Below are 26,116 nucleotides of genomic sequence, written 5' to 3'. Positions count from 1 at the left end.
ACGCCCGCCTCTGCTAAACTGCGCCACTTTTTCCAGGAGGCGTCGTCCATGGACCCGCGCAGTGAAGTGTTGCTCCGCCAGGCAGAGCTGTTCCAGGGCCCGCTGCTGCTCGCCGGCGCCCCCGCCGACGGCCTGCTAGGCCAGTTGCCCAATGCCCAGGCCTGGACCTGGCATGCGGGTGATCAGGCTACGCTCGAAAGCCGCTTCGCCGGGCGCAGCCACTATTCAGTGGAGCCCCCTGAAGTGGCTTTCGACAGCGCCGTGCTGTTCCTGCCCAAGTCCCGCGAACTGACCGCCTACCTGCTCAATGCCCTGGCCTCGCGCCTGGCGGGCCGCGAGCTGTACCTGGTCGGCGAGAAACGTGGTGGCATCGAGGGTGCGGCCAAGCAGCTGCAGGCCTTTGGCAAGCCGCGCAAGCTCGACAGCGCCCGCCATTGCCAGCTGTGGCAGGTGACCATCGAGCACGCGCCAGAAGCCAAGCCCCTGGAAAGCCTGGCCGAACGCTTCGAGCTCAGCCTGGAAGACGGCCCACTGCAAGTGGTCAGCCTGCCCGGTGTGTTCAGCCATGGCCGCCTCGATCGCGGTACCGCCCTGCTGCTCAAGCACCTCGACGGCCTGCCGAGCGGGCATGTGCTGGACTTCGGCTGCGGTGCCGGGGTGCTGGGCGCCACGGTCAAGCGCCGTTATCCACAAAACCGGGTGACCCTGCTGGATGTGGATGCCTTCGCCGTGGCCGCCAGCCGCCTGACCTTGGCCGCCAATGGTCTGGAGGGCGAAGTGATCAGCGGCGACGGCATCGACGCGGCGCCGACCGAGCTGAGCCTGATCCTGAGCAACCCGCCGTTCCACACCGGGGTGCACACCAACTACCAGGCATCGGAAAACTTGCTGAAAAAATCAGCCGTTCATCTGCGAAAAGGTGGCGAAATGCGCCTGGTTGCCAACAGCTTCCTGCGCTACCAGCCACTGATCGAAGGGGCGCTGGGCAACTGCCAGGTACGCGACGAGGCGGACGGTTTCCGCATCTACCAGGCAACACACGGATAAAAACAGCGCTTGCCGAAAGCGTTTTGCCTAGGCAGAATCCGCACCGTCCTAGGGGAGTAGTCTCCCGCGAGCACCCAGCTCGCCCGGTACGCGTCAACATACTTGGTCCACAGACCATGGCGCGTGCGACCCACCATGCCAGCCTGCATGGCGAGATCCGCATAGACGGATCCAGGGTTTGACAAGACCTATGACACGCACACCTTACCCGGGGCGGGGAGGCTGTACGTGTCATAGCCGTGTCGACCCGCCCCCGTAGGAATTCTGATGCTGGAATCTTTGCTGGTCCCCACCGCCATCGTTGCCCTCGCCGAAATCGGCGACAAGACGCAACTGCTCGCGCTCATACTCGCTGCCCGCTTCCGCAAGCCCTGGCCGATCATCGCCGGCATCATCGCCGCCACCTTGGCCAACCATGCCGCGGCTGGTGCCGTGGGCGCGTGGGTCGGCAGCTTCTTCAGCGACTCGGCACTGCACTGGATCCTGGCCGCGAGCTTCACCGCCACTGCCCTATGGACCCTGGTTCCGGACAAGATGGATGACGACGAGAACCCGGCGCGCCGCTTCGGGCCGTTCCTGACCACGCTGATCGCGTTCTTCCTGGCTGAAATCGGTGACAAGACCCAGGTCGCCACGGTGATGCTGGCAGCACAGTATCCGTACCTGATCATGGTCATTATCGGTACTACCTTGGGCATGCTGATTGCCAACGTGCCGGTGGTTTTGGCGGGTAACTTCGCAGCGGACAAACTGCCGCTGACGCTGATCCGTCGCCTGGCGGCCACGGCGTTCTTCGTGCTGGCGATCGTGGCCGTGTACTCGGCGATGAAAGCCAGTGGCTGGGTGGGTTGACTGCTGATGGGGGCCGCTCTGCGGCCCCTTACGGTCTTACTTCTTGGCCGCCTGATACAGCGGCATCACCTTCGGAATGGCCGCCTGCAACGAAGCAATGCGGCTCTGGGACGCCGGGTGAGTGCTCATGAACTCAGGCGGTGCGCCTTCGGAAGCCTGGCTCATCTTGTTCCACAAAGTGATCGCGGCATTCGGGTCGTAACCGGCACGCGCCGAGAGCTCCAGGCCGATCAGGTCGGCTTCGTTCTCGTTGGCCCGGCTGTTGGGCAGGGTCATGGCATAGTTCACCACGGTATCGGCCATGGCCATGCTGCCCTGGCCGAGGCCGAACAGGGCACCGGCGCCCTGGCGCGCCATTTCCACGCCATACGCCTTGGACATCGCCTCGCGGCTGTGCTCACGCAAAGCGTGGGCGATCTCGTGGCCCACCACCGCAGCAATTTCCGCATCGGTGAGCTTGAGCTGATCGATCAGGCCGGTGTAGACGATGATCTTGCCGCCCGGGCCGCAGTTGGCGTTGAGCTCGTCGCTCTTGATCACGTTGACTTCCCAGTTCCATTGCGCGGCATCCGGGCGGAACTTGGGGGTCTGGGCAATCAGGCGGTTGGCAATTACCTGCACACGCTTGGCATCTGCGCTGGACTTGTCGAGCACACCTTTGTTCGATGCCTCACCCAGGGTCTGCTGGTACGACTGGGCGTACATCTGGTTGACCTCATCGGTCGAAAGCATGCTGAACATGTACTGCTGGCGCTCGACGCCGACAGCACCGCCGCTGGTGGTATTAACCGCCTGGCAGCCGGCCAGCAGGATGCCAGCACTCAACAGGCTGACGACAAAAGACTTGCGCATGAAAACACTCCCTTTTTACATGCGCCGTATCGTAGGCCGAGTCGCTTGGGGCCGCCATAGCCGCAGGGAAGATTTTCGTCGCCTGTGCCGCCCCCTTCGCGGGTGAACCCCCACCTACAGGGATAATGCGATCGTTGTAGGAGCGGCTTCAGCCGCGAAGAGGCCGGCACAGCCATACATCAGGCCGGAGTCAGGCACTCCGGCGCATCCAGCTTCGGATCATTGACGAAATGCGCCAGGGCCCGTTCGCGCAACGTCGCCGGCGGGCTGGCCAGCAATTCATGCAGGCGGGCCAGCGGCGTGTCCGGGTCAAGCCAGGCGGCCTGCCCTGCCTCGTCCAGTATCAGCGGCCGACGCTGGTTCATCGCCGCCTGGGTCACAACCGCACAACTCAACCAAACCTGGTCCTGCACCGGGTAGGCCTCCCACACGGCGGCGAAGTACAGTGATGCACCCTCCCCCGGGGTCAGCCAGTACGGGCGCTTGCGCACGCTGCCGCGCCATTCGTAAAAGCCGTTGGCCGGCATCAGGCAGCGGCGCAGGCGAAACGCGTCGCGAAACATCGGCTGCTCGGCCAGGGTTTCGGCGCGGGCATGGGCGGGGGTGCGGGACAGGTCGGTGAGCCAGGCCGGGGTCAGCCCCCAGCGCGCCTTGGCCAGTTGCAACTGGCCGTCAAGCTGGCGCTGGATCAGCACCGAAGCCCCGGGCGAGATGTTCCATTGGGCTGGCTGGCCAACGGGAAAGCCCGGCAGACTGGCAAGAGCCTGGGGCCAGCGAAACAGGGCGTAACGTCCACACATGGGCGAATTCAGAACCTAGCAGATCAAGGTACCGGGGAAACTCTCCGGTTCGTCGCCAACCAGTGGCTGGGCATCATTGTACGCATCGATCAGCTGCCGTGCGTACTCGGCCTGTTCATCAGCCACGGCAAGCCCAAGCAAGCCCTGCATCGGCAGTTCACCGGCAGCACCGATCAGGTCACGACCAACCAGGTGCGCCTCGACCCCCTCGCTGGCGAGCATGCCCGCCAGCATTTCAGCCTCGAGCAGGTTTTCCGGTTCGTAGATACGCTGCATCAGTCATTCTCACCGAATACATCCAGCATCCACTCCTCGCCATGAACTTGCAGCACGAAGCGGATAGGCTTGCAGCATACCTGACAGTCCTCGATGTACTCCTGATCGCCACCGGACAGGTCCACCGTGGTTTCGACTTCTTCGCCACAATAAGGGCAATCGTAGATAGCAGTTTGCAGCATCGCGGCCTCCGGGGTGACTTATGCGTATAATTGCCGGTCTGTTTACAGGGCCTGTGTGTGTCCGAGCCGTTTTTCGGAGCCCGCCCCTACCTTATTACCCTAGCCGTTTCCAACAAGAGAGCATGATGGGCGAATTCGATGCCATCCGACCGTACGACGACGCTGAGGTCCCTGCCGTTCTGGCACGCCTGCTCAGCGACCCGGCATTCCTCGATATCCTCACCCACTTCCGCTTCCCGCGTGCGGCCGGTGCTCTCGGCTGGTTGCTCAAACCGCTGATCGCCCGCCGTCTGCGCAAGGAATTCGCCGGTGTCACCTGTGTCTCGACCTTGCAGGACAAAGTCGAGTACTACGTCGACCAGACCATCGACCGCGCCACCGACGGCGTCACCTATTCGGGCGTGGAGCAGCTCAAGGCCGGCACCGCCTACCTGTTTCTGGCCAACCACCGTGACATCGTCATGGACCCGGCCTTCGTCAACTACGCGGTGTACCACGCCGGGCTGCCCACGCCGCGTATCGCCATTGGCGACAACCTGCTGCAAAAGCCGTTTGTCAGCGACATGATGCGCCTGAACAAGAGCTTCATCGTGCACCGCTCGATCAGTGGGCGCCGCGAGAAGCTGGCGGCCTACCAGCTGCTCTCGGCCTACATCAACCACTCGATCCGCAACGACGCCACGTCGATCTGGATCGCCCAGGCAGAAGGCCGGGCCAAGGACGGTGACGACCGCACCGATTCGGCGATCCTCAAGATGTTCCACATGAGCCGCAAGGACGAGCCGTTCGGCGCGGTGATCCAGAGCCTGAACCTGACACCGGTTTCGATCAGCTACGAATATGACCCGTGCGACCAGGCCAAGGCCCGCGAGCTGTACATCCGCGCCACCACCGGCACCTACAAGAAGGCGCCGGGCGAGGACGACAACAGCATCGCCAAGGGCATTACCGGCTACAAAGGCCGGGTGCACATCAACTTTGCCCCGCCGGTGACCGAGTATCACGAGGATACCAAGCAGCTGGCAGCGGAAATCGACCGGCAGATCCTCGGTGGCTACCGACTGTTCCCGGTGCACTACCTGGCCTATGCAATGTGGGATGGCAAGGATGAGGCGCTACAGGTGCCGAGCGCCGAGAAGGTGTTCCCGGCCGATGAGCTGGCTCGGGCCAAGGAGGAATGGCAACGCCGCCTGGATGCCTGCCCTGAGGAGCAGCGGCCGTACCTTGTGCTGCAGTATGCGACGCCGGTGCGCAACCAGTACCAGGTCAGGCAGCAGGCACCGGTTGCCTGATAGATCCTAGGGCTGCTTTGCAGCCCATCGCGACACAAGGCCGCTCCTACAGGGGATCGCACATACCTGTAGGAGCGGCCTTGTGTCGCGATGGGCCGCAAAGCGGCCCTGAAATCTCAAATCCAGGTACTGAACCAGGACAGCAGCAACGCCATCGCCAGGCACGAAAAACCGAGAATGTAGAAATACCGCGGCACCCGCAGGTCGAACGCGTCCACCACCCCCTCGTCCACCGCCATGTATTCGCGGGTCTCGGCCTCGCGCCGCCGCGCACTGTGCAGCAGCAACCCGCCCGGGCAGGTCAGCAGCAGCGCCAGCAGATTGATCAGCTTGGTCGGGTGGGCGGCCAGGAACCCCCAGAGCACTTGCAAGGACATCACGCAACCTCGGTATGAGCGACGGCAAAGGCCGGCATTCTACCCAAGTCATGCCCAGACGCCCGGTTCAGGCGACAAAGTGTCATCGAATTTCATCTGGCATGGCATGAAGATTTGCCGGCCTCTTCGCGGGCACAGACAACAAAAAACCCGCTGCCTGGAACACAGGCAGCGGGTTTTGTTTTATAGCTGAAGGCTTACTGCCCCAGCACCTGACCGATGGTCGGGTCCTTGAACATGCGGGTCAGGGCATCGCTCAGCACATCGCCCACCAGCTGGGTGTTGGTTTCCTGGTTCGGCGCCATGCCGAAACGCTGGTCCAGCGAAGCGCCGTAACGGCCACTGTAGCGGCGGCCGCCATTGGACACGTCGGCACGGAAGGTGGCGCCGATGGTAGCCTCGGTCACGTACAGGTTGTCTTTCGGCGACTGGTACTTCAGTTCGGCCAGGGTCACGGTCAGCTGCGGCGCGTTGTAGGCGTTCGGCGTCGGGGTGAAGCCGAGCAGGCGTACGGCGGCTTCGGCCTGGGCCTGCAGCTTGGGCACGATGTCGTTGCCACTCACGCTGATGGTACTGGTCTCGGGATACATGCCACCGCGAGTGCCCAGGGACTGCGAGGCCCGGCCATCAACTACCCGGACCACTACCGGCTGGCCATGGCCGACCGGGGCGAGCTGGGCCTTGAGCGTGGGTTGCGGGTTGAGTTGTTGCGGGCTGTGGGCACAACCGACCAGGCTGAGGCTGGCCACGGCGATCAAACCGAACAACAGACGTTGCAACATGCGCGTTACTCCAGAAAAAGCGGCGAAGGCCCACAGTATACCTAGCCACGCATCGACCAGTCATCGGTCCGGCCCGCTTGTCACAATCGTTTCATCGCCGCGCCCTTATCCTTGCGCCAAGCCCTAACGCACAGGACTCGCTGCCATGGCCTCGCTCTGGACCCTGCTGTTCCAACGCCCGCGCCACAACACCTATGCCCGCCTCGATGCCGACGGCAAATGCCTGGCCTTCAAGCAATGCAGCCAGGCGCCCAGCGGCAGCGGCTGGGTGCAGATCGGCGAAATCCGGCTCGCCTGGCTGGGCCGCGAGCTGCCCGCCAGTGCCCGGGTTTGCGCCCGCGCAAGCCGCCGCTGGCACCAGCGCATCCTCGCGGCCTGACAAACGCTGCAATAAAAACCACGAATGGCGACATTTCTGCCCGCGACATCGCTATAATCTCCCCCCGATTATAAGGACGTCTCCTGATCGGGCCCCGCACTCGCCGATTGACCCCGGCAACTTCAATGCTTCGCCCACAGAGAGCCTTCCACTCAGGTCTTGCATCGGCTGTCGTGCCTGCTTTTCCGGCCCTTCACACTGCATGAACCTGCGGGTTGCCATCGCGCAGTCCCCTTTTGAGGTTCACGTCTCCAAAAGAGCGTGAAAAAACGGTTTTCACAACTTCACAAGAGTGTGGCGAGCAAATGAACAGTCTGGCATGTGCAAAAGCGGCAGATGTGTCCCGAACAGCCCTGAACAGGCGGCAAATGCGCTCATCCCGTATGAGTGTCTGAGCCGTTCCATAACGCACGCACGACACCTTGACCATAAGTCGAATTGCCGCACCCGTGGCAAACCGCGTTCAATACGCGAACCCGAAGACTGATTGGCGGTGTCCGCGGAAGTTGCAAGAACTGCGAAAAGTCGGACATGGCGACCCTGGCGAACCCAGGTCCTATGCTGTCAATTAGGTAGCTGTAGATTGTGGAGACGCGTTAAATGGCGCAGAACGAATCGGTTGATGTGGTACTGGTAGGCGCAGGCATCATGAGTGCCACCCTGGCCGTACTGCTCAAGGAGCTCGACCCGACCCTGAAGCTTGAGGTCGTGGAGGCGATGGACTCCGGAGCCGCGGAAAGCTCCAACCCCTGGAACAACGCAGGCACCGGCCACGCCGGCCTGTGCGAGCTTAACTACACGCCCCAGGCCGCCGATGGCAGCATCGACATCAAGAAGGCCGTGCACATCAACACCCAGTTCGAGGTTTCGCGCCAGTTCTGGGCCTACCTGAGCAAGAAGGGCAACTTCGGCTCGGCACGTGCCTTCATCAACCCTGTCCCGCACCTGAGCTACGTCGAGGGTGACAAGGGTGTTTCCTTCCTCAAGAAGCGCTATGAGCTGCTCAAGCAGCACCATGCCTTTGCGGACATGGAATACACCGAAGACAAGGCCGTGATGAAGGACTGGATGCCGCTGATGATGCCAGGCCGCCCAGCCGACCAGCACATCGCCGCCACCCGCGTGCTCAAGGGCACCGACGTCAACTTCGGCGCCCTGACCAACAAGCTGCTGAAGCTGCTGGGCGACTCGCAGGACGCCCAGGTCAAGTACAGCAAGAAGGTCGTTGGCCTGCGCCGTAACGGCAAGGGCTGGACCGTGAGCATCAAGGACGTCAACAGCGGCGGTAGCCGTGAAGTGGACGCCCGCTTCGTCTTCCTCGGCGCCGGTGGCGCGGCCCTGCCGCTGCTGCAGCTGTCGGGCATTCCGGAAAGCAAAGGTTTCGGCGGCTTCCCGGTCAGCGGCCAGTGGCTGCGTTGCGACAACCCGGAAATCGTCAAGCAGCACCAGGCCAAGGTCTACAGCCAGGCCGCGGTCGGCGCCCCGCCGATGTCGGTACCGCACCTGGATACCCGCGTGGTCGATGGCAAGAAATCGCTGCTGTTCGGTCCATATGCCGGCTTCACCACCAAGTTCCTGAAGCACGGTTCGCTGATGGACCTGCCGCTGTCGGTACGCATGGGCAACATCGGCCCGATGCTGGCCGTGGCCCGTGACAACATGGACCTGACCAAGTACCTGGTCAGCGAAGTGATGCAGTCGATGGAGCAGCGCCTGGAAGCCCTGCGTCGCTTCTACCCGCAGGCCAAGGCCGAAGACTGGCGCCTGGAAGTAGCCGGTCAGCGCGTGCAGATCATCAAGAAAGACCCGAAAAAAGGCGGCGTGCTGCAGTTCGGTACCGAGCTGGTCTCAGCCCAGGACGGCAGCCTGGCTGCACTGCTCGGCGCATCGCCGGGCGCTTCGGTGACCGTTTCGATCATGCTGGAACTGATCGAGCGCTGCTTCCCCGAGCAGGCCAAAGGTGCCTGGGCTGCCAAGCTCAAGGAAATCTTCCCGGCTCGCGAGAAGACCCTGGCGACCGATGCTGCCCTGTACCACAAGATCAGTGCCGACAACGACGTGGCGCTGGACCTGGTGGAAAGCAGCCCGGCGGCCAAGCATTACGCCTGATTCGGCCGGTCACGAAAAAACGCCCCTCGGGGCGTTTTTTTGTGCCTGGATCTTTGTAAGCCTGTTCCGGCCCTTTCGCGGGTGAACCCGCTCCCACAAGGACCGCACCACAGCTAAGGGCTGTGCTGTACCTGTGGGAGCGGGTTTACCCGCGAAAGGGCCGGAGCAGGTTCACAAATCAGCCACGGGCCTTGGCGATGATCTCGATGTAATCCGGCGCATTGCGCTGGTCGGCAATCTGCTCGACAAAGGTCTGGCCGTGCTCGTCCTTGCCATCCAGATCCAGCCCAGCCTTGACGAAGAAGCCGACAAAACGCTCGAAATCGTCGATGCGCAGGCCGCGGTAGGCCTTGACCAGCTTGTGCAGCGACGGCGAGGTCACGCCATCGGCCGGCTCGAACTGGAGGAACGACTTGATGTAGTCGTCGCTGATCTCGTCACCGATTACCTGTTTCTTGTCTTTACGCATTGCCGACTCCAACTGGACCATCACGAAATTTCGAAGGCCGGCAGTGTACCCCCCGCAGGCCGGGCGCCTCAACGCGTACGTACGGTACCGGTGTGCAGGTCGGCCCAGACGTGGCCGTTGCCGTAGGTGAGGAACTGCACATACAGCGTCTCGTTGCGCAGCAGGTCCATGATCACGCGGTAGTCGCTGAGCGGATAATTCAGGCTCAGGGTGCGGGTTTTCTCATCGTATACGGGTTTCTTCAGGCTCTTGGCCGCTTCACCGTCAAAGGTCAGCAGTACCTGGGCGATGGTTGCGCCCTTGCTCAGCGGCTTGCCCTTGAGGCGCACCTGCAACGACGAGGTGATCGGGATCGGCTGCTGGTCGGATTGGCGTTGGGTACCCACTACCACCGAGTAGTCGGTCACTTGCAGCAATTGCTGGCCGGTCGGCGCTTCCTGGCGCAGGGACTGGTCGTCTGGTGGCAGGAACTGGCTGTGCAGCGGTGCGGCGGCGAGTGGCAGGCTGACCGCCAGCAGGAGGGGAAGAAACGCACGCATGTGAGGCTCCTTGAATGAAAGAGCACTCTAGCATGCTGTGTCTGGGCTGTACCGGCCCTATCGCCGGCAAGCCAGCGCCCACAGGTACCGCGCTATCCATGTGGGAGCTGGCTTGCCGGCGATGGGGCCGGTGCAAGCAACATCAATCGAACTGCGCGCGCATCCAGGCCTGGTACTCGTCCACGCCCTCTTCTCCTTCGCGCGGCGCCCAGTGCGCATGTTCGCCTTCACCCACCGGCCGATACGGTCCGGCCTTGCACTCGAACAGGATGCTGTCCGGCTCCAGCACCACAAGCCCATGGTAAATACCAGGCGCCAGGTCCACACCCAGGCAATCCCCGCCCGCCTGCAGCACTCGCTTGTCGGTCACCGCCCCCTGCTCGTTGAAGAGCAGCAGGCCCAGGCAACCCTTGAGCACGACCAGCGTTTCGGCTTTGTCATCGCTCAGGTGCCGATGCGGCGGGATATAGGTGCTCGGTTGCAGCCCGACTGCCATGCGGTGGCAAGGCTCTTCCATCTCATGGAAATTGTGATGTTGCCGCCCGCGCGGGTTGGCTGCAGCCTTTGCGGCCAGCCCGGCGAACAGCGATTGGTCGATGAACGCAGGCTGGCGCATGATCACAGCCCCTTTACGGCGAAGATGCCGTTGGCGTTGCGCCAGTAGCCTTTGTAGTCCATGCCGTAACCGAAGATATAGCGGTCGACGCAGGGCAAGCCCACGTAGTTGGCCTTGAGTTCCGGGCTGGCCTTGCGGTCATGTTCCTTGTCGATCAGTACCGCGGTGTGCACCGAGCGCGCACCAGCATGCTTGCAGAACTCGATGATGGCGCTGAGGGTGTGGCCTTCGTCGAGGATGTCATCGACGATCAGTACGTCACGGTCGATGAACGACACTTCGGGCTTGGCCTTCCAGAACAGCTCGCCGCCGCTGGTCTGGTTGCGGTAGCGGGTAGCGTGCAGGTAGCTGGCTTCCAGTGGGAACTGCAGGTGGGTCAGCAGTTTGCCCGAGAAGATCAGGCCGCCGTTCATCACGCAGAAAACCACCGGGTTCTTGTCGTGCAGGTCCTTGCAGATCTGCTCGCCGACTTTGGCGATGGCCGCTTCGACTTCGGCTTCGGTGTACAGGCAGTCAGCTTCACGCATGACTTGACGGATATGCTCGAGATCGGCGGACATGGCGCTCTCCGGGGGTGCATTTTGGAAAAGCGGGCAAAGGTACGCATCCGCTCGTCACAGATCAAGCATTTATGGACTAACGTCCAGAATGACCAGACGACAGCACAGGCTGAATAGATTAATCTAGCGCGGTTTTTTTGCCCGCCTTTCGGAGCCCCCCTATGCCCACTCGTGAGATCCGCCATCCGCTGATCCGCCACAAGCTCGGCCTGATGCGCCGTGCCGATATCAGCACCAAGAATTTTCGCGAACTTGCCCAGGAAGTCGGCGCGCTCCTGACCTACGAAGCCACCCAGGACCTGCCGCTCGAAACCTACGAGATCGACGGCTGGTGCGGCAAGGTGCAAGTTGAAAAAATCGCCGGCAAGAAGATTACCGTGGTACCGATCCTGCGAGCCGGCATCGGCATGCTCGACGGCGTGCTCAGCCTGATCCCGGGCGCCAAGGTCAGCGCCGTCGGCGTTGCCCGCAACGAGGAAACCCTCGAAGCCCACACCTACCTGGAAAAGCTCGCGCCGGACATCAACCAGCGCCTGGCCCTGATCATCGACCCGATGCTGGCCACCGGCGGTTCGATGGTCGCCACCATCGACCTGCTGAAAAAGGCCGGCTGCAAAGAGATCCGCGCCATGGTTTTGGTCGCTGCGCCAGAAGGCATCGAAGTGGTGGAAAAAGCCCACCCGAACGTGCAGATCTACACCGCCTCGATCGACCAGCGCCTGAACGAACACGGCTACATCGTGCCGGGCCTGGGCGATGCCGGTGACAAGATCTTCGGCACCAAGCAAAAGGACGCCTGACCATGCAGGACGGCTTCAACGACCCGCTCTGGCGCCAGGTCGTTTCGGGCGCGCAGATGCTCTTCGTGGCATTTGGCGCGCTGGTGCTGATGCCACTGATCACCGGCCTCGATCCGAACGTAGCGCTGTTCACTGCCGGCATCGGCACCCTGCTGTTCCAGCTGGTCACCGGCCGCCAGGTACCCGTGTTCCTGGCCTCGAGCTTTGCTTTCATCACCCCGATCATCCTCGCCAAGGGCCAGTTCGGCCTGGCCGAGACCATGGGCGGCGTGATGGCCGCAGGTTTCGTGTACACCTTCATGGGCCTGATGGTAAAAATCAAAGGCACTGGCTTCATCGACCGCATGCTGCCGCCGGTGGTGATCGGCCCGGTGATCATCTCCATCGGCCTGGCCATGGCGCCGATCGCCGCCAACATGGCGATGGGCAAGGCCGGTGACGGCAGCGTGTTGCTGCCGTACAAGACCGCCATGATGATCTCGATGCCGGCCCTGCTGACAACGCTGATCGTTGCCGTGTTCGGCAAGGGCATCTTCCGTCTGGTGCCGATCATTGCCGGCGTGTTCGTAGGCTTTGCCCTGTCGTTCGCCTTTGGCGTGGTCGACACTGCCAAGATCGCCGCCGCGCCGTGGCTGGAGCTGCCCAACTTCACCGCGCCAGCATTCAACTGGCAGGCCATCCTGTTCATCGTCCCGGTTGCCCTGGCACCGGCGATCGAGCACATCGGCGGGGTGATCGCGGTCGGCAGCGTGACCGGCCGCGACTACCTGAAGAAGCCCGGCCTGCACCGCACCCTGCTGGGCGACGGCCTGGCCACCACCGCAGCCGGCCTGTTCGGCGGCCCGCCCAACACCACCTATGCCGAAGTCACCGGCGCGGTGATGCTGACCAAGAACTACAACCCGAAGATCATGACCTGGGCGGCGATTTTCGCTATCACCCTCGCCTTCATCGGCAAGTTCGGCGCATTGCTGCAAAGCATCCCGGTACCGGTGATGGGTGGCATCCTGTGCCTGCTGTTCGGCTCGATCGCGGCGGTGGGCATGAACACCATGATCCGCCACAAGATCGACCTGGCTGAAGCGCGCAACCTGGTGATCGTGTCGGTGACACTGGTGTTCGGTATCGGCGGCGTACTGATCGGCAGTGGTGATGGCCCGGATGACTGGGGCCTGAAGGGCATCGCCCTGTGCGCCATCGTGGCTATCGCCCTGAACCTGATCTTGCCGGGCAATGATGGCTGGAAGCACAAGAAGCTGGATGATCAGTTGCCTTGATTCGGCTTTAGCCTGACCCGGCCACTTCGCGGGTAAACCCGCTCCCACAGGTACCCCGCTGCCCTCAGGCCTTGTGCAAAACCTGTGGGAGCGGGTTTACCCGCGAAGAGGGCAACCTTGGACTCAGGTTTTTTCGCACATCCCCGCCAGCGCCTTCACCCACTCCGGGTGATCATTCAGGCAAGGCACCAGCACCAGCTCCTGCCCGCCGGCCTCGACAAACTGCTCGCTCCCGCGCATGCCGATCTCTTCCAGGGTCTCGATGCAATCGGCCACGAACGCCGGGCACATTACCAGCAGCTTCTTCACCCCAGCCTTGGCCAGCTCGTCCAGCCGCGCCTCGGTATAGGGTTCGATCCACTTGGCCCGCCCCAGTCGTGACTGGAACGACACCGACCATTTGCCATCGGGTATGCCCATCTTCTGCGCAAAGGCCCTGGCCGTTGCCAAGCACTGCCCGCGGTAGCACACCGCGCGCATGTCGGCACTGGCATCCTTGCAGCAATCGGCCGCCTGGAAGTCATGCTTGCCGGTAGGGTCCAGCTTCTTCAAGTGGCGCTCCGGCAAACCATGGAAGCTCAGCAACAGGTGATCGTAATCCTGCTCCAGGTAAGGCCGGGCGCTGGCGACCAATGCCTCGATGTAGTCCGGGTGCTCGTAGAATGGCTGCAGCACGCGAAGTTGCAACGGCAACTGGCGTTCACTGACCGTCTGCCTGGCCAGTTCCACCACAGTGGTCACCGTGCTGTCAGCGAACTGTGGATACAGCGGCGCCAGGGTCACCTTGCGCACACCCTGGGCCACCAGGCGCTCCAGCACCTCGGGCAAGGCCGGCTGGCCATAGCGCATGGCAATCTCCACCGGGCCATGGGGCCAGTGCTCGACCATTGCCGCCTGCAGGCGACGGGTCAGCACTACCAGCGGCGAGCCCTCTTCCCACCAGATCGAGCCATAGGCGTGCGCCGACTGCTCCGGGCGCTTGATCAGGATCAGCGACACCAGCAGGCGCCGTACCGGCCAGGGCAGGTCGATCACATACGGGTCCATGAGGAACTGGTTGAGGTAGCGGCGCACATCGGCCACCGAGGTGGAGGCCGGGGAACCCAGGTTGACCAGCAGCAGGGCGTGATCGGTCATGCAGCGTCCTATGTCAGAGGCAGCTGGACAGGTTGTCCAGAGCCGATTGCAGATCGTTGAAGCGGAAGGTGAAGCCTGCCGCCAGCAAGCGTGCCGGGCGGGCGCGCTGGCCGCCGAGTAGCAGGGTCGACAGCTCACCCAGCCCCGCCTTGAGCAGCAGTGCCGGCACTGGCAGCAGCGCCGGCCGGTGCAAGGCGCGGCCCAGGCGCCTGGCGAACTCGCGGTTGCGCACCGGCTCCGGGGCGCAGGCATTATAAGGACCGCTGGCATCCTTGTGCTGCAAGAGAAAATCAATCAGGGCGACCTGGTCGTCTATATGGACCCAAGGCATCCACTGCCGCCCGTCACCCAAAGGCCCGCCCAGCCCCAGTTTGAAGGGCAGGCGCAGGCGCGACAAAAAGCCGCCGTCACTGGCCAGCACCAACCCGGTACGCACCAGCACCACGCGAATGCCCTGAGCCTGCGAACGCATCGCTGTCTCTTCCCAGGCAATGCACAGTTGGCTGGCGAAATCTTCGCGCACCGGCGGTGAAGCCTCGGTCAGCTCGCGTTCGCCACCGTCTCCATACCAGCCCACCGCAGAGCCGGAAATCAACACTTCCGGGCGCTGTTCGCGGCTGCCCAACCAGGCCAGTAACTGCTCGGTGAGGGTGACGCGGCTGGCCCACAGCAGGTTGCGCCGGGCCGCCGTCCAGGGCCGATCGGCAATCGGCGCGCCGGCCAGGTTGATCACTGCGTCCAGCTGAACATCCGCCTCCAGTTGTTCCAGGCGGGCGATGCCACGCACGCCGGTCCCACAAATTTTCGGCACCTGTTCAGGCCGCCGACTCCACACCGTCAGGCGATGACCCTGGCCGAGCCAGTACTGGCACAGGTGCTTGCCAATCAACCCGGTGCCGCCTGTCAGCAATATATGCATGGCTGTGTCCTCGCAGAATGCGGCGGTGGTCTATTTTTAACATCAAGGCACTTTTTTGACCCGACGCTCTCGGATAAACATAGGCCAACCTGCCTGCCAACACGGAATAACCTTATACAACATTTGAGCATTGTACAGGTTTTCCTGACAGCGTAGTCTGCTTACAGCAAGGTTTGAAGAGGCCATCATGACAGTACCTATCGCCATCATCGGGGCCGGTATCGCCGGCCTGTCAGCCGCCCAGGCCCTGCAGAAGGCCGGGCAATCCGTGCATTTGTTCGACAAGGGCCACGGCAGTGGCGGGCGCATGGCCAGCAAGCGCAGCGAAGCTGGCGCGCTGGACCTCGGCGCCCAATACTTCACGGCCCGTGACCGCCGCTTCGTCGAGCAGGTACAGCAATGGGTTGCCGCCGGTTGGGCCGCGCAATGGAAGCCACAGCTGTACAACTACCGCGATGGTGAACTCAGCCCCTCCCCCGACGAGCAGACGCGCTGGGTGGGCGTGCCGCGCATGAGTGCAATCACCCGCGGCCTGCTCAAGGACGTGACGGTCAACTTCGGCTGCCGCATCGCCGAAGTGTTCCGCGGCAAGCAGTACTGGCACCTGCAGGACACCGAAGGCTGCAGCCACGGCCCCTACAGCCGCGTGGTGATCGCCGTGCCGGCGCCACAGGCCACGCCGCTGCTGGCCGCTACCCCGAAGCTCGCTGCCGTGGCCGCCGGTGTGCAGATGGAGCCCACCTGGGCCGTCGCCCTGGCCTTCCAGACACCGCTGGATACCCCGATGCAAGGCTGCTTCGTGCAGGACAACCCGCTCGACTGGCTGGCGCGCAACCGCAGCAAGCCCGGGCGTGACGAGCAACTCGACACCTGGGTACTGCACGCCACATCGGACTGGAGCCGACAACACATCGACCTGCCCAAGGAGGAAGTGATCGAACAGCTGTGGGGCGAATTCGCCGAACTGGTCGGCTGCGTGGTGCCAGCACCTACTTTTGCCTTGGCCCACCGCTGGCTTTATGCCCGTCCGAGCAGCAACCATGAATGGGGCGCACTGGCCGATGCTGACCAGGGCCTATACGCCTGCGGCGACTGGTGCCTGTCCGGCCGTGTCGAGGGCGCCTGGCTCAGTGGCCAGGAAGCGGCGCGTCGACTGCTCGAACATCTCGAGTGATGTAGGGTTATACAAAAAAAACTGTTTGCATAACTTCCGGGCTGTGCTGGAATGAACCTGTACAACTATTTTGTCTCGTACAGGTTTTTGGAGGCAGCCCATGCACGACTCATCCGCCCACAGCAAGCCGCGTATCGCCATCAGCGCCTGCCTGACCGGGCACAGCGTGCGCTATAACGGCGGCCACAAGGCCTCCGACCTGTGCCGTATGCAACTCGAGGAACATTTCGACTGGTTGCCGGTGTGCCCGGAGGTGGCCATCGGCCTGGGCGTGCCGCGCGACCCGATCCGCCTGGTCGGCGACCCCGAGCAGCCGGAAGTGGTAGGCACCCGCAACCCCGGCATGGACCTGACCGGACCGCTGCGCAGCTATGGCGAGCAAATGGCGGCGGAACTCGATGATATCTGCGGCTACATCTTCATGCAGAAATCGCCTTCCTGTGGCCTGGAGCGGGTCAAGGTATACCAAGACAATGGCCACCCTGCCTTCCACGGTGGGCGGGGAGTGTATGCGCAGGCGTTCTGCGCACGGCGGCCGGACCTGCCGGTGGAAGAAGAAGGCCGCCTGCACGACCCCATACTGCGCGAGAACTTCATCAGCCGCGTGTACGCGTACGCCGACTGGCAACGCCTGCTGGCCGAAGGCCTGAGCCGTGGCGCTCTGGTGCGATTCCACTCACGCTACAAGTACCTGTTGATGGCCAACAACCCGCAGGCCTACCGCAGCCTCGGGCGCCTGCTCGGCAGCATGAGCAAGGACGATGACCCGCAAAGCATCGGCCCGCGCTACTTCAGCCAGCTGATGCAGGCTCTGCGCCGCTGTGCCAGCCGCGGCACTCATTGCAACGTGCTGCAGCATCTGAGCGGCTACTTCAAGGACATCCTCACACGGCAGGACAAAGCCGAGCTGCAGGCCATCATCGGCCAATACCAGCAAGGCGTGGTGCCGCTGGTAGTGCCGCTGACCCTGCTCAAGCACCATTTGCGCAAGCATCCCGATCCGTATCTGCAGCAGCAGGCCTACCTTCAGCCGCACCCCGAGAGCCTGGGCCTGCGCAATGCCGTCTGAGATCCTGTTGCCCATCGGCGAACTGGCTCGCCGCACGGGCGTCAATCCCGTCACCCTGCGAGCCTGGGAGCGCCGCTACGGCCTTCTCAAGCCCCAGCGTACCGCCAAGGGCCATCGCCTGTATCCGCTGGAGCAGGTCGAACGAGTAGAAGCGATCCTTGCCTGGCTGCAGCGCGGCGCCTCCGTCGGCCAGGTACGCGAGCTGCTCGACAAACCGGCCAGCACGCCGCCGAAAGGCGACTGGCAAGCCCGGCAGTTCCAACTGATCGAGGCCATCGCCACGCTGTCGCAGCGCGCCCTCGACCAGCAGCTCAACCAGGCGATGGCCCTGTACCCGGCCGTCACCCTGTGCGAGCAATTGCTGTTGCCGCTGCTCGACCTCCTCGACCTGCGCTGGCGCAATTACTTCAACGCACGGCTGGAACAGGTGTTTTTCCACAGCTGGTTGCGCAGCAAGCTGGGCGCCAGGGTCTACCACGACAACCAGTTGCTGCAAGGGCCTGCCATCTTGCTGGCCGAAGACAGCGAACAAACTTTCAGCCCCGGTTTGTGGTTGTGCGCCTGGCTGTTCACCAGCAACGGCCTGCCGGTCGAAGTGCTGGAGCACACCATTGCTGGCGCGCACCTGCAACGCGCAGCCACCATGCTCAAGCCACGCGCCGTGCTCCTGCACCTGGGGCCACGCATCGATGACAAGGCGTTGCACCGTACCCTGTCCAACCTGCCCGTGCCGACCCTGGCTGGCGGGCCGACGCTGGCGCTGCATGAAACCCGGCTGCGCGCCCTGGGGCTGCCCAATCTTGCCCTGTTCGATACCCCGCAGGCGGCATTGCGTTTGCTGCAAGCCCATGACCGCCAGCCTGGAGAGATGACCGCACCATGCACCTGACCTGGCTGCGCAGCGACCTGCGCATCGATGACAACACCGCGCTAGCCGCCGCCAGCGAACGCGGCCCGACCCTCGCACTGTGGCTGGTCAGCCCCGGGCAATGGCTGGCCCACGACGACGCCGCCTGCAAGGTCGACTTCTGGCTGCGCAGCCTGCGCGACCTGCGCCAGTCGCTGGAGCGCTTGAACATCCCCCTGCTGATCCGCAGGATCGACACTTGGGACCAGGCGCCACAGGCCGTACTCGACGTCTGCCGCCAACATCAGGTGCAAAGCGTGCACTGGAACGAGGAGTACGGCATCAACGAGCAACGTCGCGACGACGCCACCCGCGCGCTGCTGGAAAAGTCGTCCATCCAGGCCCACAGCCACCTCGACCAGCTGTTGTTCCGCCCTGGCACCATCCTTACCCGCAGCGGCGACTACTTCCAGGTGTTCAGCCAGTTCAAGAAGAGCTGCCTGGAGCACCTGCACCGCAGCCTCCCTGCCCTGGCCCGCCAGATAAAACGCCAGGCACCGCTGCATGTCAGCAGCGACCCGATCCCACAGCACGTGGACGGCTTCGAAAAACCCGCGCAGGCACTGCGCGACCACTGGCCGGCCGGCGAAGCCGAAGCGAAGGCGCGGCTGACCCGTTTTCTCGATGAAACCATCGACGATTACCAACAGCTGCGTGACTTGCCTGCCAAGCCCGGTACCAGCCAGCTCTCCGCCTATCTGGCCGCCGGCATGATCTCGCCACGCCAGTGCCTGCACGGTGCCCTGGCCAGCAACCGCGGCGAGTTCGACAGCGGCAGCAGCGGCGTGCAAACCTGGATCAACGAGCTGCTCTGGCGCGAATTCTACAAACACATCCTGACCGGTTATCCACAGGTCTCGCGTCACCGAGCCTTCCGCGCCCAGACCGAAGCCCTGCCCTGGCGCGATGCACCGGCCGACCTCGAAGCATGGGAACAGGGCCGAACCGGCTTCCCGATCATCGACGCCGCCATGCGCCAACTGTTGCACACCGGGTGGATGCACAACCGCCTGCGCATGATCGTGGCCATGTTCCTCAGCAAGAACCTGCTGATCGACTGGCGCAAGGGCGAGCGGCATTTCATGCGCCACTTGATAGACGGCGACCTGGCCGCCAACAACGGCGGTTGGCAGTGGAGCGCGTCCACTGGCACCGACGCAGTGCCCTATTTCCGCATCTTCAACCCGGTTTCACAGTCGCAGCGATTCGACCCGCAAGGGCGTTTCATTCGGCACTGGCTGCCGGAATTGCAGGGGGTAGATGAAAAAGCCATTCATTTCCCCGTGAAGTCGGCCGATCTTTTTGCTAGATATTCCTACCACAGTCCAATTGTCGATCTCGACAGCAGTCGTCAGCGCGCACTGGAGGCATTCAAGAACCTCCCGCGCCGGCAGGATCAGAGGGCAGCATCTTGAACAACGCACGCAGTATCTGGGTGACGGGAGCAGGCAATGGACTTGGCCTGGCTTTAGTGGAGGGGCTGCTCGGGCAAGGACACCGGGTAGCTGCAAGCGCGAAGCATGGCGAGGCACTGGATGCCTTGGGTGCACGCTATGGCAGCCAACTGTTGCGCTTGCCGTGGCAGTTGCACGAAGAACATCAGGCGGCCCAGGCCAGCCAGCAGATCTGCCATGCCTGGTGCGCGCTGGATGGCTTGATCATCAACGCTGGTACCAGCGATTACCTGGCGGACGATGTGGCTGACAGCGAGTTGTTCGAGGCGATCGTCACGGACAACCAGTTGGCCGGCGAGCATTGCCTGGCCAGTGCGCTGCCGTTGTTGGCGAAGGGTGACTCGCCGCAGGTGATGGCGGTGTTCAACCGTTATTCGGCGCTGCAGTTGCATGCACCGACGCGGGTGCCTGCGGGCTGGAACAACACGCCGCAATGGATGCGCGAGCAGCGTCAGGCGTTGAAGGCGCAGGGGGTTGAGCTGACCGTGGTGGGGCCGCAGTCGCTGAAGACACCCGTGACACCGGCGCAGGCGCTACCGGAGGCGTGGACGCCGCAGGATGCGGCAGAAGAACTGCTGCGGCGGTGGCCGCAGAGGGAGCCCGAGCTTGTGCTGGAGGCCTTGGATCTCCATGGCCTGTGGCCGTTGACGCGCTAGAGCCTGGCATCGGCACTGCTTTGTTCGCGGGTAAACCCGCTCCCACAGGTACACCACTGCACTCAAGATACAGGGGGGGCTATGGGAGCGGGTTCACCCGCGAAGAGGCCGGCACAGGAGAACTCAGAGCGCCATGCGGTAATGCAGACTATAGCTCTCCACCCCATCGTTGGGCTGCTTGATGCCCGCGTTGGAATAGTGAATCGCCCGCACGCCAATCTCATGCCCACCGGCAAAGCGCAATCCAAAGCCGATGCGGTCCTCGAACTGGAATGCCGAGCCCAGCTCGTTGTCTTCCAGCTCGGTGCTGGAGAATGCCGCCACGCCAATCCCAGCCTCTATATAAGGCTTCACCGACTCCCCGGCAAACTCGTAGACGAACACCGGCGCGAACGACAGGCTATGGTTGCTCGCGGTCTCGTCACCATCCCAATAGGTGTAGGCCCCATCCCAGTACCCCGTCAGGCGCCCGACGCTGGTCTGCCACCAGCTCGCTTCCCAATTCGATTGCAGCCCCAACCGGTAGACCATGGTCGAGTCACCGGTCTGCCCCACCGAAAACGAAACGTCGGTAGCCTGCGCCGACAGTGAGTGCCCCAGGGTGAAGACGGCAGCCGCCGCCAAGCCGAGCAGCTTCTTCATGAGCAACATCCTTCTTTGCTGTTATTGGTATCCGCCTCATTTCAGGCAAGGCGGTAGAAAACGGCAGCGGTACGATAGTTCAGCTTCTTTTCACGTTTTTTTCACAATGAAAAGCTTTGCACACTGTCCGACTTATGCCACAGCAAAGGCAGGATCTTTCTGAGATATTGCGGATCGGCACTGGTCCAGAAGCGGGTATCCCTGGCCGGCCCATCGGCCAACAGGTCATCCGCGCCCAGCAGCCGCTGCAGTTGGCGTGCCACTGCAGCACCGGTATCGATGATGGCGACGTCGGCTGGCACCATGCCGGCCAGCAACGGGCGCAGGAAGGGGTAATGGGTGCAACCGAGAATCAACGTGTCACAGCCAGCGGCCAGCAACGGCTGCACATAACCTTGCAGCAACTGGCGCAGCGTCGGGCTGGCCAGGTCACCGGTCTCGATCAGATCGACCAGGCCCGGGCAAGGTTGGGTGATGACCTGTACGTCATTGGCAAAACGATCGAGCAAGGCAGCGAACTTGGCACTCTGCAGGGTACCGGTAGTGGCCAGCACACCGACCACGCCAGAGCGCGTAGCGGCGGCAGCGGGCTTCACCGCCGGCTCCATGCCCACCAGCGGCCAGTTCGGGTACAACTCGCGCAGGTCGGCCACCGCCGCCACCGTGGCGGTATTGCAGGCCAGTACCATGGCCTTGGCGCCCTGTTCATGGAAGAACGCAGCAATGCGCCGGAGACGCTCACGGATATAGTCCGGCGACTTCTCGCCGTAGGGTATGTGGCCGCAATCGCCCACGTACAGTAGCGTCTCGTTGGGCAGCAGGCGCTGGATCTCGGCGAGTACCGACAAGCCGCCAACCCCGGAGTCCATCACGCCGACCGGCGCCGATCGCTCAGCCATCGCGCTTACCACAGACCGCACAAGCCGGGTCGCGCTTGACCCGCAATTCGCGGATACGAGTGCCGAGAGCATCGATCAACAGCAGGCGGCCGACCAGCGGCTCGCCGAACCCGGCCAGCAGCTTCATCGCCTCCAGCGCCTGCAGGCTGCCCACCAGGCCCACCAGCGGGCCGATCACACCGGCCTCGCTGCAGGTCAGTTCGGCTTCGCTGCCATGGCCATACAGGCAGTGGTAGCAAGGGCTGTAGTCACGCCGTGGGTCGAATACCGACAACTGCCCTTCCAGGCGGATCGCCGCACCGCTGACCAGCGGCTTGCCAGCCGCGACGCAGGCAGCGTTGACCGCCTCGCGGGTACCGAAATTGTCAGAGCAGTCCAGCACCAGGTCGACCGCTGCCACAGCGGCCGCCAGCGAGTCCTCGTCCAGAGCCTGGCGATGGGCAACCAGGCTGATTTCCGGGTTGATTGCCTGCAGGCGCTGCAGGGCCGAATCGACCTTGCTCATGCCCACGCTCGCACTGTCGTGGATCACCTGGCGTTGCAGGTTGGTCAGGTCGACGGTGTCAAAGTCCGCCAGGTGCAGCTCACCGACCCCGGCGGCGGCCAGGTACAAGGCGACGGGCGAGCCAAGGCCGCCGAGCCCGACGATCAGCGCCTTGCTCTGCTTGAGCCGCAACTGGCCGTCGATGTCGATCTGGGCCAGCAAAACCTGCCGGCTGTAACGCAGCAGTTCCTGATCACTCAGCATGGCAGGCGCCCCAGGGTAATGCGTTCATGGCCGCCCAGGTCCGTGCGGCTGGCGACCTCGATGAAGCCTTGTTCAGCCAGCAAGGCGCGCACCGCCGCTGCCTGATCGTAGCCGTGTTCCAGCAGTAACCAGCCACCCGGTACCAGGTGCGCGGGCGCCTGGGCAGCTATCACGCGCAGGTCGTCCAGGCCATCGGCACCGGCCACCAGCGCACTGCTGGGCTCGAAGCGTACATCACCGGCGACCAAATGCGGGTCTGCGGCAGCGATGTAGGGCGGGTTGCTGACAATCAGGTCGAAACGCTCGCCGGCCAGACTGTCGAACCAGTGGCTGAGCCGTACCTGGGCGTTTGCCAGGCCCAGCCGCTGGCGGTTGCGCTCAGCCAGGGCTGCAGCCTCCTCCACGCGGTCCACTGCGGTCACCTGCCAGGCCGGGCGATCGCTGGCCAGGGCCAAGGCAATCGCGCCGGTGCCGGTGCCCAGGTCAAGGACCTTGGCCGGCGTGGCGGGTTGCAGTTCAAGGGCAGCTTCGACCAGCAGCTCGGTATCCGGCCGCGGGATCAGGGTATGCGGTGCCACTTCCAGATCGATCTTCCAGAAGCCCTGCAGCCCGAGAATGTAGGCGACCGGTTCGCCGCCACGGCGGCGCTGCAGGTAGCCAGCATAGGTCTCGGCATCTTCGCTGCTGACGATTCGCTCGGGCCAGGTGTGCAGGTAGCTGCGCGATTTGCCGATGGCCGCGGCCAACAGCAACTCGGCATCCAGCCGCTCGGTAGGCGACTCTGGCAACTGCGCGTTGCGCAGCAGGCTGGCGATGATGGTCATCAGTCCCCCAGAGCGGCCAGTTGATCGGCCTGGTATTCGGCCAGCAGCGGTTCGATCACCGCCTCCACCCCGCCGGCGAGGATATCGTCCAGCGAGTACAGGGTCAGGTTGATACGGTGATCGGTCACCCGCCCCTGTGGATAATTGTACGTACGGATGCGCTCGGAACGGTCACCCGAGCCGACCAGCAGCTTGCGCTCGGTGGCGATGGCATTCTGCGCGGCGCTGGTCTGCATGTCGTTGAGCTTGGCCGACAGCCAGGACATGGCACGGGCACGGTTCTTGTGCTGCGAGCGCTCTTCCTGGCACTCGACCACGATACCGGTGGGCAAGTGGGTGATACGGATCGCCGAGTCGGTCTTGTTGACGTGCTGGCCGCCGGCACCGGATGCGCGGTAGGTGTCCACGCGCAGGTCGGCCGGGTTGATCTCGATGGCCGCCTGCTCGTCCGGCTCGGGCAGTACTGCCACGGTGCACGCGGAGGTGTGGATACGGCCCTGGGATTCGGTTTCGGGCACGCGCTGTACGCGGTGCGCGCCGGACTCGAACTTGAGCTTGCCGTACACGCTCTCACCCTCGACGCGGGCGATGATTTCCTTGTAGCCGCCGTGCTCGCCTTCGTTCTCCGAGAGGATTTCCAGGCGCCAGCCACGCTTTTCGGCGTAGCGCGAATACATGCGGAACAGGTCGCCGGAGAAGATCGCCGCCTCGTCGCCACCGGTGCCGGCGCGGATTTCGAGGAACACGTTGCGGCCGTCGTTGGGGTCCTTGGGCAACAGCATGCGTTGCAGCTGCGACTCCAGCGTCAGCAGTTGTTCCTTGGCTTCACGCACTTCTTCCACGGCCATTTCGCGCAGGTCCGGGTCACTGTCCTTGAGCAGCGCCTGGGCACCTTCGAGGTCGTCCTGGACTTTGCGCCACTCTTTATAAGCAGCGTAGACCGGCTCGACTTCGGCGTATTCACGGGAATAGGCGCGAAAGCGCGTCTGGTCGGAAATGACCTCGGCATCACCAAGCAGAGCGGTGAGTTCTTCGAAGCGGTCCTGGAGGATTTCCAGTTTGTTCAGCAGCGACGCTTTCATTGCGGGGATTTGTCCGTCGAGCCCTCGTTGAGGGCAAAGAGTTCCTGGGCCATGGCCAGCGCATCGAGGCGGCCCTCGGCCGAGAGCCTTTTCAATTGCACGCTGGGCGCGTGCAGGAGTTTGTTGGTCAGCCCCCGGGCCAGTTGGGCCAGTACGTCTTCGGGGTTGCCGCCGTTGGCCAGCAGCCGCTGGGCCTTTTGCAGTTCTTCGTCGCGCAGGCGCTCGCATTGCTGGCGATAGGCCTTGAGCACATCCACCGCGGCCAGCTCGCGCAGGCGCAGCATGAAGTCCTCTGCCCCCACCGACACCAGCTCTTCGGCGGCCTGGGCCGCGCCCTGGCGACTTTTGAGGTTTTCTGCCACAACGTCGTGCAGGTCATCGACAGTGTACAGGTAGACGTCATCCAGTTCGCCGACTTCGGTTTCGATATCGCGCGGTACGGCAATGTCGACCATGAAAATCGGCTTGTGCCGGCGCTGCTTCAGCGCGCTCTCGACCGCACCCTTGCCAAGGATCGGCAACTGGCTGGCGGTGGAGCTGATGACGATGTCGCTGTTGGCCAGCTCCTGAGGGATGTCGGCCAGCAGAACGGCGTGCGCACCGAACTGTTCGGCCAGGATGCTGGCCCGCTCGAGGGTACGGTTGGCCACGACGATACGGCGCACGCCCTGCTCATGCAGGTGGCGGGCGACCAGGGTGATGGTTTCGCCGGCACCGATCAGCAGGGCCTGGCTGCGGCCCAGGTCGCTGAAGATCTGCTTGGCCAGGCTGACCGCGGCAAACGCCACCGACACCGGGTTTTCACCGATGGCAGTGTCGGTGCGCACCTGCTTGGCGGCACTGAAGGTGGCCTGGAACAGGCGCCCGAGCAGCGGGCCGACGGTGCCGGCCTCACGCGCCACGGCATAGGCGGACTTCATCTGGCCGAGGATCTGCGGTTCGCCGAGCACCAGCGAGTCCAGGCCGGAGGCCACCCGCATCATGTGCTTCACCGCCTCGTGCTCTTCGTGCACGTAGGCGCTGGCGCGCAGCTCGTCCAGGCTGAGGCGGTGGTAGTCGGCGAGCCATTGCAGCACGGCATCGGCGGACAGGTGGTCCTGCTCGATATAGAGCTCGCTACGGTTGCAGGTCGACAGAATCGCCGCTTCGCGGCTGGATGTCAGCCGGCAGAGCTGCTGCAGGGCGTCTACCAGCTGCTCTGGGGTAAACGCCACGCGCTCGCGTACGTCTACCGAGGCAGTCTTATGGTTGATACCAAGTGCAAGAAAGGCCATGCAAGGTCGCTGGTTGTGACGGGAAGCCGATAATTGTCCTCTTTCGCAGGTTTCAGGACAACCACCGTTCGCTATTGCGCTGATAGTCGTGCGGCTATCGCCTTTTCGTAGCCTGCCCTAGC

Annotated in this window: 30 protein-coding genes and 1 riboswitch; of the genes, 12 read left to right on the top strand and 18 right to left on the bottom strand. The window is 63.4% G+C overall.

All coding sequences use genetic code 11. The features are described from left to right. Positions 1 to 48 precede the first annotated feature (48 nt). Positions 49 to 1,047 (top strand): class I SAM-dependent methyltransferase, encoded by a 999-nt coding sequence (locus NY023_RS04210; RefSeq protein WP_013970935.1) that lies wholly within the window; start codon positions 49 to 51, stop codon positions 1,045 to 1,047. A 39-nt stretch (positions 1,048 to 1,086) separates the two neighbouring features. After that, positions 1,087 to 1,226: riboswitch (yybP-ykoY riboswitch) on the top strand. 88 nt (positions 1,227 to 1,314) lie between these two features. Then, positions 1,315 to 1,899, top strand: a complete 585-nt coding sequence (locus tag NY023_RS04205) for a TMEM165/GDT1 family protein (protein ID WP_013970934.1) — start codon at positions 1,315 to 1,317, stop codon at positions 1,897 to 1,899. 36 nt (positions 1,900 to 1,935) lie between these two features. Here NY023_RS04205 and NY023_RS04200 read toward each other — a convergent pair whose 3' ends face one another. From NY023_RS04200 to NY023_RS04185, 4 genes are all read right to left on the bottom strand, one after another. Continuing rightward, entirely contained in the window at positions 1,936 to 2,751 is an 816-nt protein-coding gene (locus tag NY023_RS04200; RefSeq protein ID WP_013970933.1) for a M48 family metallopeptidase, read from the bottom strand. A gap of 179 nt (positions 2,752 to 2,930) precedes the next feature. Further along, complete coding sequence (locus tag NY023_RS04195) at positions 2,931 to 3,551, bottom strand: SOS response-associated peptidase (RefSeq protein ID WP_003260669.1); 621 nt, start codon at positions 3,549 to 3,551, stop codon at positions 2,931 to 2,933. Between the two features lie 15 nt (positions 3,552 to 3,566). Next, positions 3,567 to 3,827: a putative signal transducing protein gene (locus NY023_RS04190; protein WP_013970931.1), complete on the bottom strand. Its 261-nt coding sequence runs from the start codon at positions 3,825 to 3,827 to the stop codon at positions 3,567 to 3,569. Continuing rightward, complete coding sequence (locus tag NY023_RS04185) at positions 3,827 to 4,009, bottom strand: CPXCG motif-containing cysteine-rich protein (protein ID WP_003260667.1); 183 nt, start codon at positions 4,007 to 4,009, stop codon at positions 3,827 to 3,829. Before NY023_RS04185 ends, NY023_RS04190 begins: the two co-directional genes overlap by 1 nt. Positions 4,010 to 4,134: 125 nt before the next feature. Between NY023_RS04185 and NY023_RS04180 the strand changes: the two genes are divergently transcribed. Next, a complete protein-coding gene (locus tag NY023_RS04180; protein ID WP_024086266.1) occupies positions 4,135 to 5,301 on the top strand; it encodes a 1-acyl-sn-glycerol-3-phosphate acyltransferase in 1,167 nt (388 codons plus the stop codon). A gap of 116 nt (positions 5,302 to 5,417) precedes the next feature. On the opposite strand, the gene NY023_RS04175 is transcribed toward NY023_RS04180, so the two are convergent. Together NY023_RS04175 and NY023_RS04170 are read right to left on the bottom strand one after the other, a co-directional pair. After that, entirely contained in the window at positions 5,418 to 5,678 is a 261-nt protein-coding gene (locus NY023_RS04175; protein WP_013970930.1) for a hypothetical protein, read from the bottom strand. A gap of 197 nt (positions 5,679 to 5,875) precedes the next feature. Next, positions 5,876 to 6,460, bottom strand: coding sequence for a YajG family lipoprotein (locus tag NY023_RS04170; RefSeq protein WP_013970929.1), 585 nt, complete (start codon positions 6,458 to 6,460; stop codon positions 5,876 to 5,878). Between the two features lie 145 nt (positions 6,461 to 6,605). On the opposite strand from NY023_RS04170, the gene NY023_RS04165 reads away from it, so the two are divergent. Both NY023_RS04165 and mqo read left to right on the top strand, forming a co-directional pair. After that, positions 6,606 to 6,839 (top strand): hypothetical protein, encoded by a 234-nt coding sequence (locus tag NY023_RS04165; RefSeq protein ID WP_013970928.1) that lies wholly within the window; start codon positions 6,606 to 6,608, stop codon positions 6,837 to 6,839. 600 nt (positions 6,840 to 7,439) lie between these two features. Beyond that, positions 7,440 to 8,948: a malate dehydrogenase (quinone) gene (gene mqo, locus NY023_RS04160; protein ID WP_013970927.1), complete on the top strand. Its 1,509-nt coding sequence runs from the start codon at positions 7,440 to 7,442 to the stop codon at positions 8,946 to 8,948. Positions 8,949 to 9,126: 178 nt separating this feature from the next. Here the strand turns inward: mqo and NY023_RS04155 are convergent, their stop codons facing one another. The 4 genes from NY023_RS04155 to NY023_RS04140 form a co-directional block, all read right to left on the bottom strand. Continuing rightward, positions 9,127 to 9,417, bottom strand: coding sequence for a PA4642 family protein (locus NY023_RS04155; RefSeq protein WP_044046896.1), 291 nt, complete (start codon positions 9,415 to 9,417; stop codon positions 9,127 to 9,129). Positions 9,418 to 9,485: 68 nt separating this feature from the next. After that, positions 9,486 to 9,956 carry a hypothetical protein gene (locus tag NY023_RS04150; RefSeq protein ID WP_013970925.1) on the bottom strand — a complete coding sequence of 157 codons (471 nt, stop codon included), beginning with the start codon at positions 9,954 to 9,956 and terminating at the stop codon, positions 9,486 to 9,488. A gap of 142 nt (positions 9,957 to 10,098) precedes the next feature. Further along, positions 10,099 to 10,572 (bottom strand): WbuC family cupin fold metalloprotein, encoded by a 474-nt coding sequence (locus tag NY023_RS04145; RefSeq protein WP_015268953.1) that lies wholly within the window; start codon positions 10,570 to 10,572, stop codon positions 10,099 to 10,101. 2 nt (positions 10,573 to 10,574) lie between these two features. Further along, positions 10,575 to 11,132 carry a hypoxanthine-guanine phosphoribosyltransferase gene (locus NY023_RS04140; protein WP_013970923.1) on the bottom strand — a complete coding sequence of 186 codons (558 nt, stop codon included), beginning with the start codon at positions 11,130 to 11,132 and terminating at the stop codon, positions 10,575 to 10,577. Between the two features lie 161 nt (positions 11,133 to 11,293). Between NY023_RS04140 and upp the strand changes: the two genes are divergently transcribed. Further along, a complete protein-coding gene (upp, locus tag NY023_RS04135; RefSeq protein ID WP_013970922.1) occupies positions 11,294 to 11,932 on the top strand; it encodes a uracil phosphoribosyltransferase in 639 nt (212 codons plus the stop codon). Positions 11,933 to 11,934: 2 nt separating this feature from the next. Beyond that, positions 11,935 to 13,209, top strand: coding sequence for a uracil-xanthine permease family protein (locus tag NY023_RS04130; RefSeq protein WP_013970921.1), 1,275 nt, complete (start codon positions 11,935 to 11,937; stop codon positions 13,207 to 13,209). A 123-nt stretch (positions 13,210 to 13,332) separates the two neighbouring features. Here NY023_RS04130 and hemH read toward each other — a convergent pair whose 3' ends face one another. Both hemH and NY023_RS04120 read right to left on the bottom strand, forming a co-directional pair. After that, positions 13,333 to 14,346, bottom strand: coding sequence for a ferrochelatase (gene hemH / locus NY023_RS04125; protein WP_013970920.1), 1,014 nt, complete (start codon positions 14,344 to 14,346; stop codon positions 13,333 to 13,335). A gap of 13 nt (positions 14,347 to 14,359) precedes the next feature. Continuing rightward, a complete protein-coding gene (locus tag NY023_RS04120; RefSeq protein ID WP_013970919.1) occupies positions 14,360 to 15,265 on the bottom strand; it encodes a TIGR01777 family oxidoreductase in 906 nt (301 codons plus the stop codon). Between the two features lie 187 nt (positions 15,266 to 15,452). Between NY023_RS04120 and NY023_RS04115 the strand changes: the two genes are divergently transcribed. The 5 genes from NY023_RS04115 (at position 15,453) to NY023_RS04095 (ending at position 20,525) form a co-directional block, all read left to right on the top strand. Next, positions 15,453 to 16,439: an NAD(P)/FAD-dependent oxidoreductase gene (locus tag NY023_RS04115; protein WP_013970918.1), complete on the top strand. Its 987-nt coding sequence runs from the start codon at positions 15,453 to 15,455 to the stop codon at positions 16,437 to 16,439. A gap of 100 nt (positions 16,440 to 16,539) precedes the next feature. Then, positions 16,540 to 17,508: a YbgA family protein gene (locus NY023_RS04110; protein WP_013970917.1), complete on the top strand. Its 969-nt coding sequence runs from the start codon at positions 16,540 to 16,542 to the stop codon at positions 17,506 to 17,508. Continuing rightward, positions 17,498 to 18,397 carry a MerR family transcriptional regulator gene (locus NY023_RS04105; protein WP_013970916.1) on the top strand — a complete coding sequence of 300 codons (900 nt, stop codon included), beginning with the start codon at positions 17,498 to 17,500 and terminating at the stop codon, positions 18,395 to 18,397. The genes NY023_RS04110 and NY023_RS04105 overlap by 11 nt, the downstream gene beginning before the upstream one ends. Next, on the top strand, positions 18,388 to 19,830 hold the full coding sequence (gene phrB / locus NY023_RS04100) for a deoxyribodipyrimidine photo-lyase (RefSeq protein ID WP_013970915.1): 1,443 nt from the start codon (positions 18,388 to 18,390) through the stop codon (positions 19,828 to 19,830). The genes NY023_RS04105 and phrB overlap by 10 nt, the downstream gene beginning before the upstream one ends. Beyond that, positions 19,827 to 20,525 carry an SDR family NAD(P)-dependent oxidoreductase gene (locus tag NY023_RS04095; RefSeq protein WP_024086264.1) on the top strand — a complete coding sequence of 233 codons (699 nt, stop codon included), beginning with the start codon at positions 19,827 to 19,829 and terminating at the stop codon, positions 20,523 to 20,525. Before phrB ends, NY023_RS04095 begins: the two co-directional genes overlap by 4 nt. 123 nt (positions 20,526 to 20,648) lie before the next feature. On the opposite strand, the gene NY023_RS04090 is transcribed toward NY023_RS04095, so the two are convergent. The 6 genes from NY023_RS04090 to hemA form a co-directional block, all read right to left on the bottom strand. After that, positions 20,649 to 21,167 carry an acyloxyacyl hydrolase gene (locus NY023_RS04090; protein ID WP_024086263.1) on the bottom strand — a complete coding sequence of 173 codons (519 nt, stop codon included), beginning with the start codon at positions 21,165 to 21,167 and terminating at the stop codon, positions 20,649 to 20,651. A gap of 101 nt (positions 21,168 to 21,268) precedes the next feature. Next, positions 21,269 to 22,066 (bottom strand): glutamate racemase, encoded by a 798-nt coding sequence (gene murI / locus NY023_RS04085; RefSeq protein ID WP_024086262.1) that lies wholly within the window; start codon positions 22,064 to 22,066, stop codon positions 21,269 to 21,271. Continuing rightward, a complete protein-coding gene (locus tag NY023_RS04080; protein ID WP_013970911.1) occupies positions 22,059 to 22,814 on the bottom strand; it encodes a molybdopterin-synthase adenylyltransferase MoeB in 756 nt (251 codons plus the stop codon). Before NY023_RS04080 ends, murI begins: the two co-directional genes overlap by 8 nt. After that, the gene (prmC, locus tag NY023_RS04075; RefSeq protein ID WP_013970910.1) at positions 22,808 to 23,638 is read right to left on the bottom strand and encodes a peptide chain release factor N(5)-glutamine methyltransferase; all 831 of its coding nucleotides are present in this window, start codon (positions 23,636 to 23,638) and stop codon (positions 22,808 to 22,810) included. Before prmC ends, NY023_RS04080 begins: the two co-directional genes overlap by 7 nt. Then, the gene (prfA, locus tag NY023_RS04070) at positions 23,638 to 24,720 is read right to left on the bottom strand and encodes a peptide chain release factor 1 (protein ID WP_013970909.1); all 1,083 of its coding nucleotides are present in this window, start codon (positions 24,718 to 24,720) and stop codon (positions 23,638 to 23,640) included. Before prfA ends, prmC begins: the two co-directional genes overlap by 1 nt. Next, a complete protein-coding gene (gene hemA / locus NY023_RS04065) occupies positions 24,717 to 25,994 on the bottom strand; it encodes a glutamyl-tRNA reductase (RefSeq protein WP_013970908.1) in 1,278 nt (425 codons plus the stop codon). Before hemA ends, prfA begins: the two co-directional genes overlap by 4 nt. Positions 25,995 to 26,116: the final 122 nt, after the last annotated feature.

Source organism: Pseudomonas sp. NBB (assembly GCF_032701105.1).
In the GTDB taxonomy this organism is placed as follows: Bacteria; Pseudomonadota; Gammaproteobacteria; order Pseudomonadales; family Pseudomonadaceae; genus Aquipseudomonas; species Aquipseudomonas asiatica.
The sequence above is the reverse complement of the archived record's forward strand: the minus strand, read 5'-3'. Positions and strand labels throughout refer to the sequence as shown.

What these genes read in the sequence shown, in the direction of transcription:
- NY023_RS04210 (WP_013970935.1), top strand. Translation starts at nt 49, where the DNA reads ATGGACCCGCGCAGTGAAGTGTTGCTCCGCCAGGCAGAGCTGTTCCAG.
- NY023_RS04205 (WP_013970934.1), top strand. Translation starts at nt 1,315, where the DNA reads ATGCTGGAATCTTTGCTGGTCCCCACCGCCATCGTTGCCCTCGCCGAA.
- NY023_RS04200 (WP_013970933.1), bottom strand. Translation starts at nt 2,751, where the DNA reads ATGCGCAAGTCTTTTGTCGTCAGCCTGTTGAGTGCTGGCATCCTGCTG.
- NY023_RS04195 (WP_003260669.1), bottom strand. Translation starts at nt 3,551, where the DNA reads ATGTGTGGACGTTACGCCCTGTTTCGCTGGCCCCAGGCTCTTGCCAGT.
- NY023_RS04190 (WP_013970931.1), bottom strand. Translation starts at nt 3,827, where the DNA reads ATGCAGCGTATCTACGAACCGGAAAACCTGCTCGAGGCTGAAATGCTG.
- NY023_RS04185 (WP_003260667.1), bottom strand. Translation starts at nt 4,009, where the DNA reads ATGCTGCAAACTGCTATCTACGATTGCCCTTATTGTGGCGAAGAAGTC.
- NY023_RS04180 (WP_024086266.1), top strand. Translation starts at nt 4,135, where the DNA reads ATGGGCGAATTCGATGCCATCCGACCGTACGACGACGCTGAGGTCCCT.
- NY023_RS04175 (WP_013970930.1), bottom strand. Translation starts at nt 5,678, where the DNA reads ATGTCCTTGCAAGTGCTCTGGGGGTTCCTGGCCGCCCACCCGACCAAG.
- NY023_RS04170 (WP_013970929.1), bottom strand. Translation starts at nt 6,460, where the DNA reads ATGTTGCAACGTCTGTTGTTCGGTTTGATCGCCGTGGCCAGCCTCAGC.
- NY023_RS04165 (WP_013970928.1), top strand. Translation starts at nt 6,606, where the DNA reads ATGGCCTCGCTCTGGACCCTGCTGTTCCAACGCCCGCGCCACAACACC.
- mqo (WP_013970927.1), top strand. Translation starts at nt 7,440, where the DNA reads ATGGCGCAGAACGAATCGGTTGATGTGGTACTGGTAGGCGCAGGCATC.
- NY023_RS04155 (WP_044046896.1), bottom strand. Translation starts at nt 9,417, where the DNA reads ATGCGTAAAGACAAGAAACAGGTAATCGGTGACGAGATCAGCGACGAC.
- NY023_RS04150 (WP_013970925.1), bottom strand. Translation starts at nt 9,956, where the DNA reads ATGCGTGCGTTTCTTCCCCTCCTGCTGGCGGTCAGCCTGCCACTCGCC.
- NY023_RS04145 (WP_015268953.1), bottom strand. Translation starts at nt 10,572, where the DNA reads ATGCGCCAGCCTGCGTTCATCGACCAATCGCTGTTCGCCGGGCTGGCC.
- NY023_RS04140 (WP_013970923.1), bottom strand. Translation starts at nt 11,132, where the DNA reads ATGTCCGCCGATCTCGAGCATATCCGTCAAGTCATGCGTGAAGCTGAC.
- upp (WP_013970922.1), top strand. Translation starts at nt 11,294, where the DNA reads ATGCCCACTCGTGAGATCCGCCATCCGCTGATCCGCCACAAGCTCGGC.
- NY023_RS04130 (WP_013970921.1), top strand. Translation starts at nt 11,935, where the DNA reads ATGCAGGACGGCTTCAACGACCCGCTCTGGCGCCAGGTCGTTTCGGGC.
- hemH (WP_013970920.1), bottom strand. Translation starts at nt 14,346, where the DNA reads ATGACCGATCACGCCCTGCTGCTGGTCAACCTGGGTTCCCCGGCCTCC.
- NY023_RS04120 (WP_013970919.1), bottom strand. Translation starts at nt 15,265, where the DNA reads ATGCATATATTGCTGACAGGCGGCACCGGGTTGATTGGCAAGCACCTG.
- NY023_RS04115 (WP_013970918.1), top strand. Translation starts at nt 15,453, where the DNA reads ATGACAGTACCTATCGCCATCATCGGGGCCGGTATCGCCGGCCTGTCA.
- NY023_RS04110 (WP_013970917.1), top strand. Translation starts at nt 16,540, where the DNA reads ATGCACGACTCATCCGCCCACAGCAAGCCGCGTATCGCCATCAGCGCC.
- NY023_RS04105 (WP_013970916.1), top strand. Translation starts at nt 17,498, where the DNA reads ATGCCGTCTGAGATCCTGTTGCCCATCGGCGAACTGGCTCGCCGCACG.
- phrB (WP_013970915.1), top strand. Translation starts at nt 18,388, where the DNA reads ATGCACCTGACCTGGCTGCGCAGCGACCTGCGCATCGATGACAACACC.
- NY023_RS04090 (WP_024086263.1), bottom strand. Translation starts at nt 21,167, where the DNA reads ATGAAGAAGCTGCTCGGCTTGGCGGCGGCTGCCGTCTTCACCCTGGGG.
- murI (WP_024086262.1), bottom strand. Translation starts at nt 22,066, where the DNA reads ATGGCTGAGCGATCGGCGCCGGTCGGCGTGATGGACTCCGGGGTTGGC.
- NY023_RS04080 (WP_013970911.1), bottom strand. Translation starts at nt 22,814, where the DNA reads ATGCTGAGTGATCAGGAACTGCTGCGTTACAGCCGGCAGGTTTTGCTG.
- prmC (WP_013970910.1), bottom strand. Translation starts at nt 23,638, where the DNA reads ATGACCATCATCGCCAGCCTGCTGCGCAACGCGCAGTTGCCAGAGTCG.
- prfA (WP_013970909.1), bottom strand. Translation starts at nt 24,720, where the DNA reads ATGAAAGCGTCGCTGCTGAACAAACTGGAAATCCTCCAGGACCGCTTC.
- hemA (WP_013970908.1), bottom strand. Translation starts at nt 25,994, where the DNA reads ATGGCCTTTCTTGCACTTGGTATCAACCATAAGACTGCCTCGGTAGAC.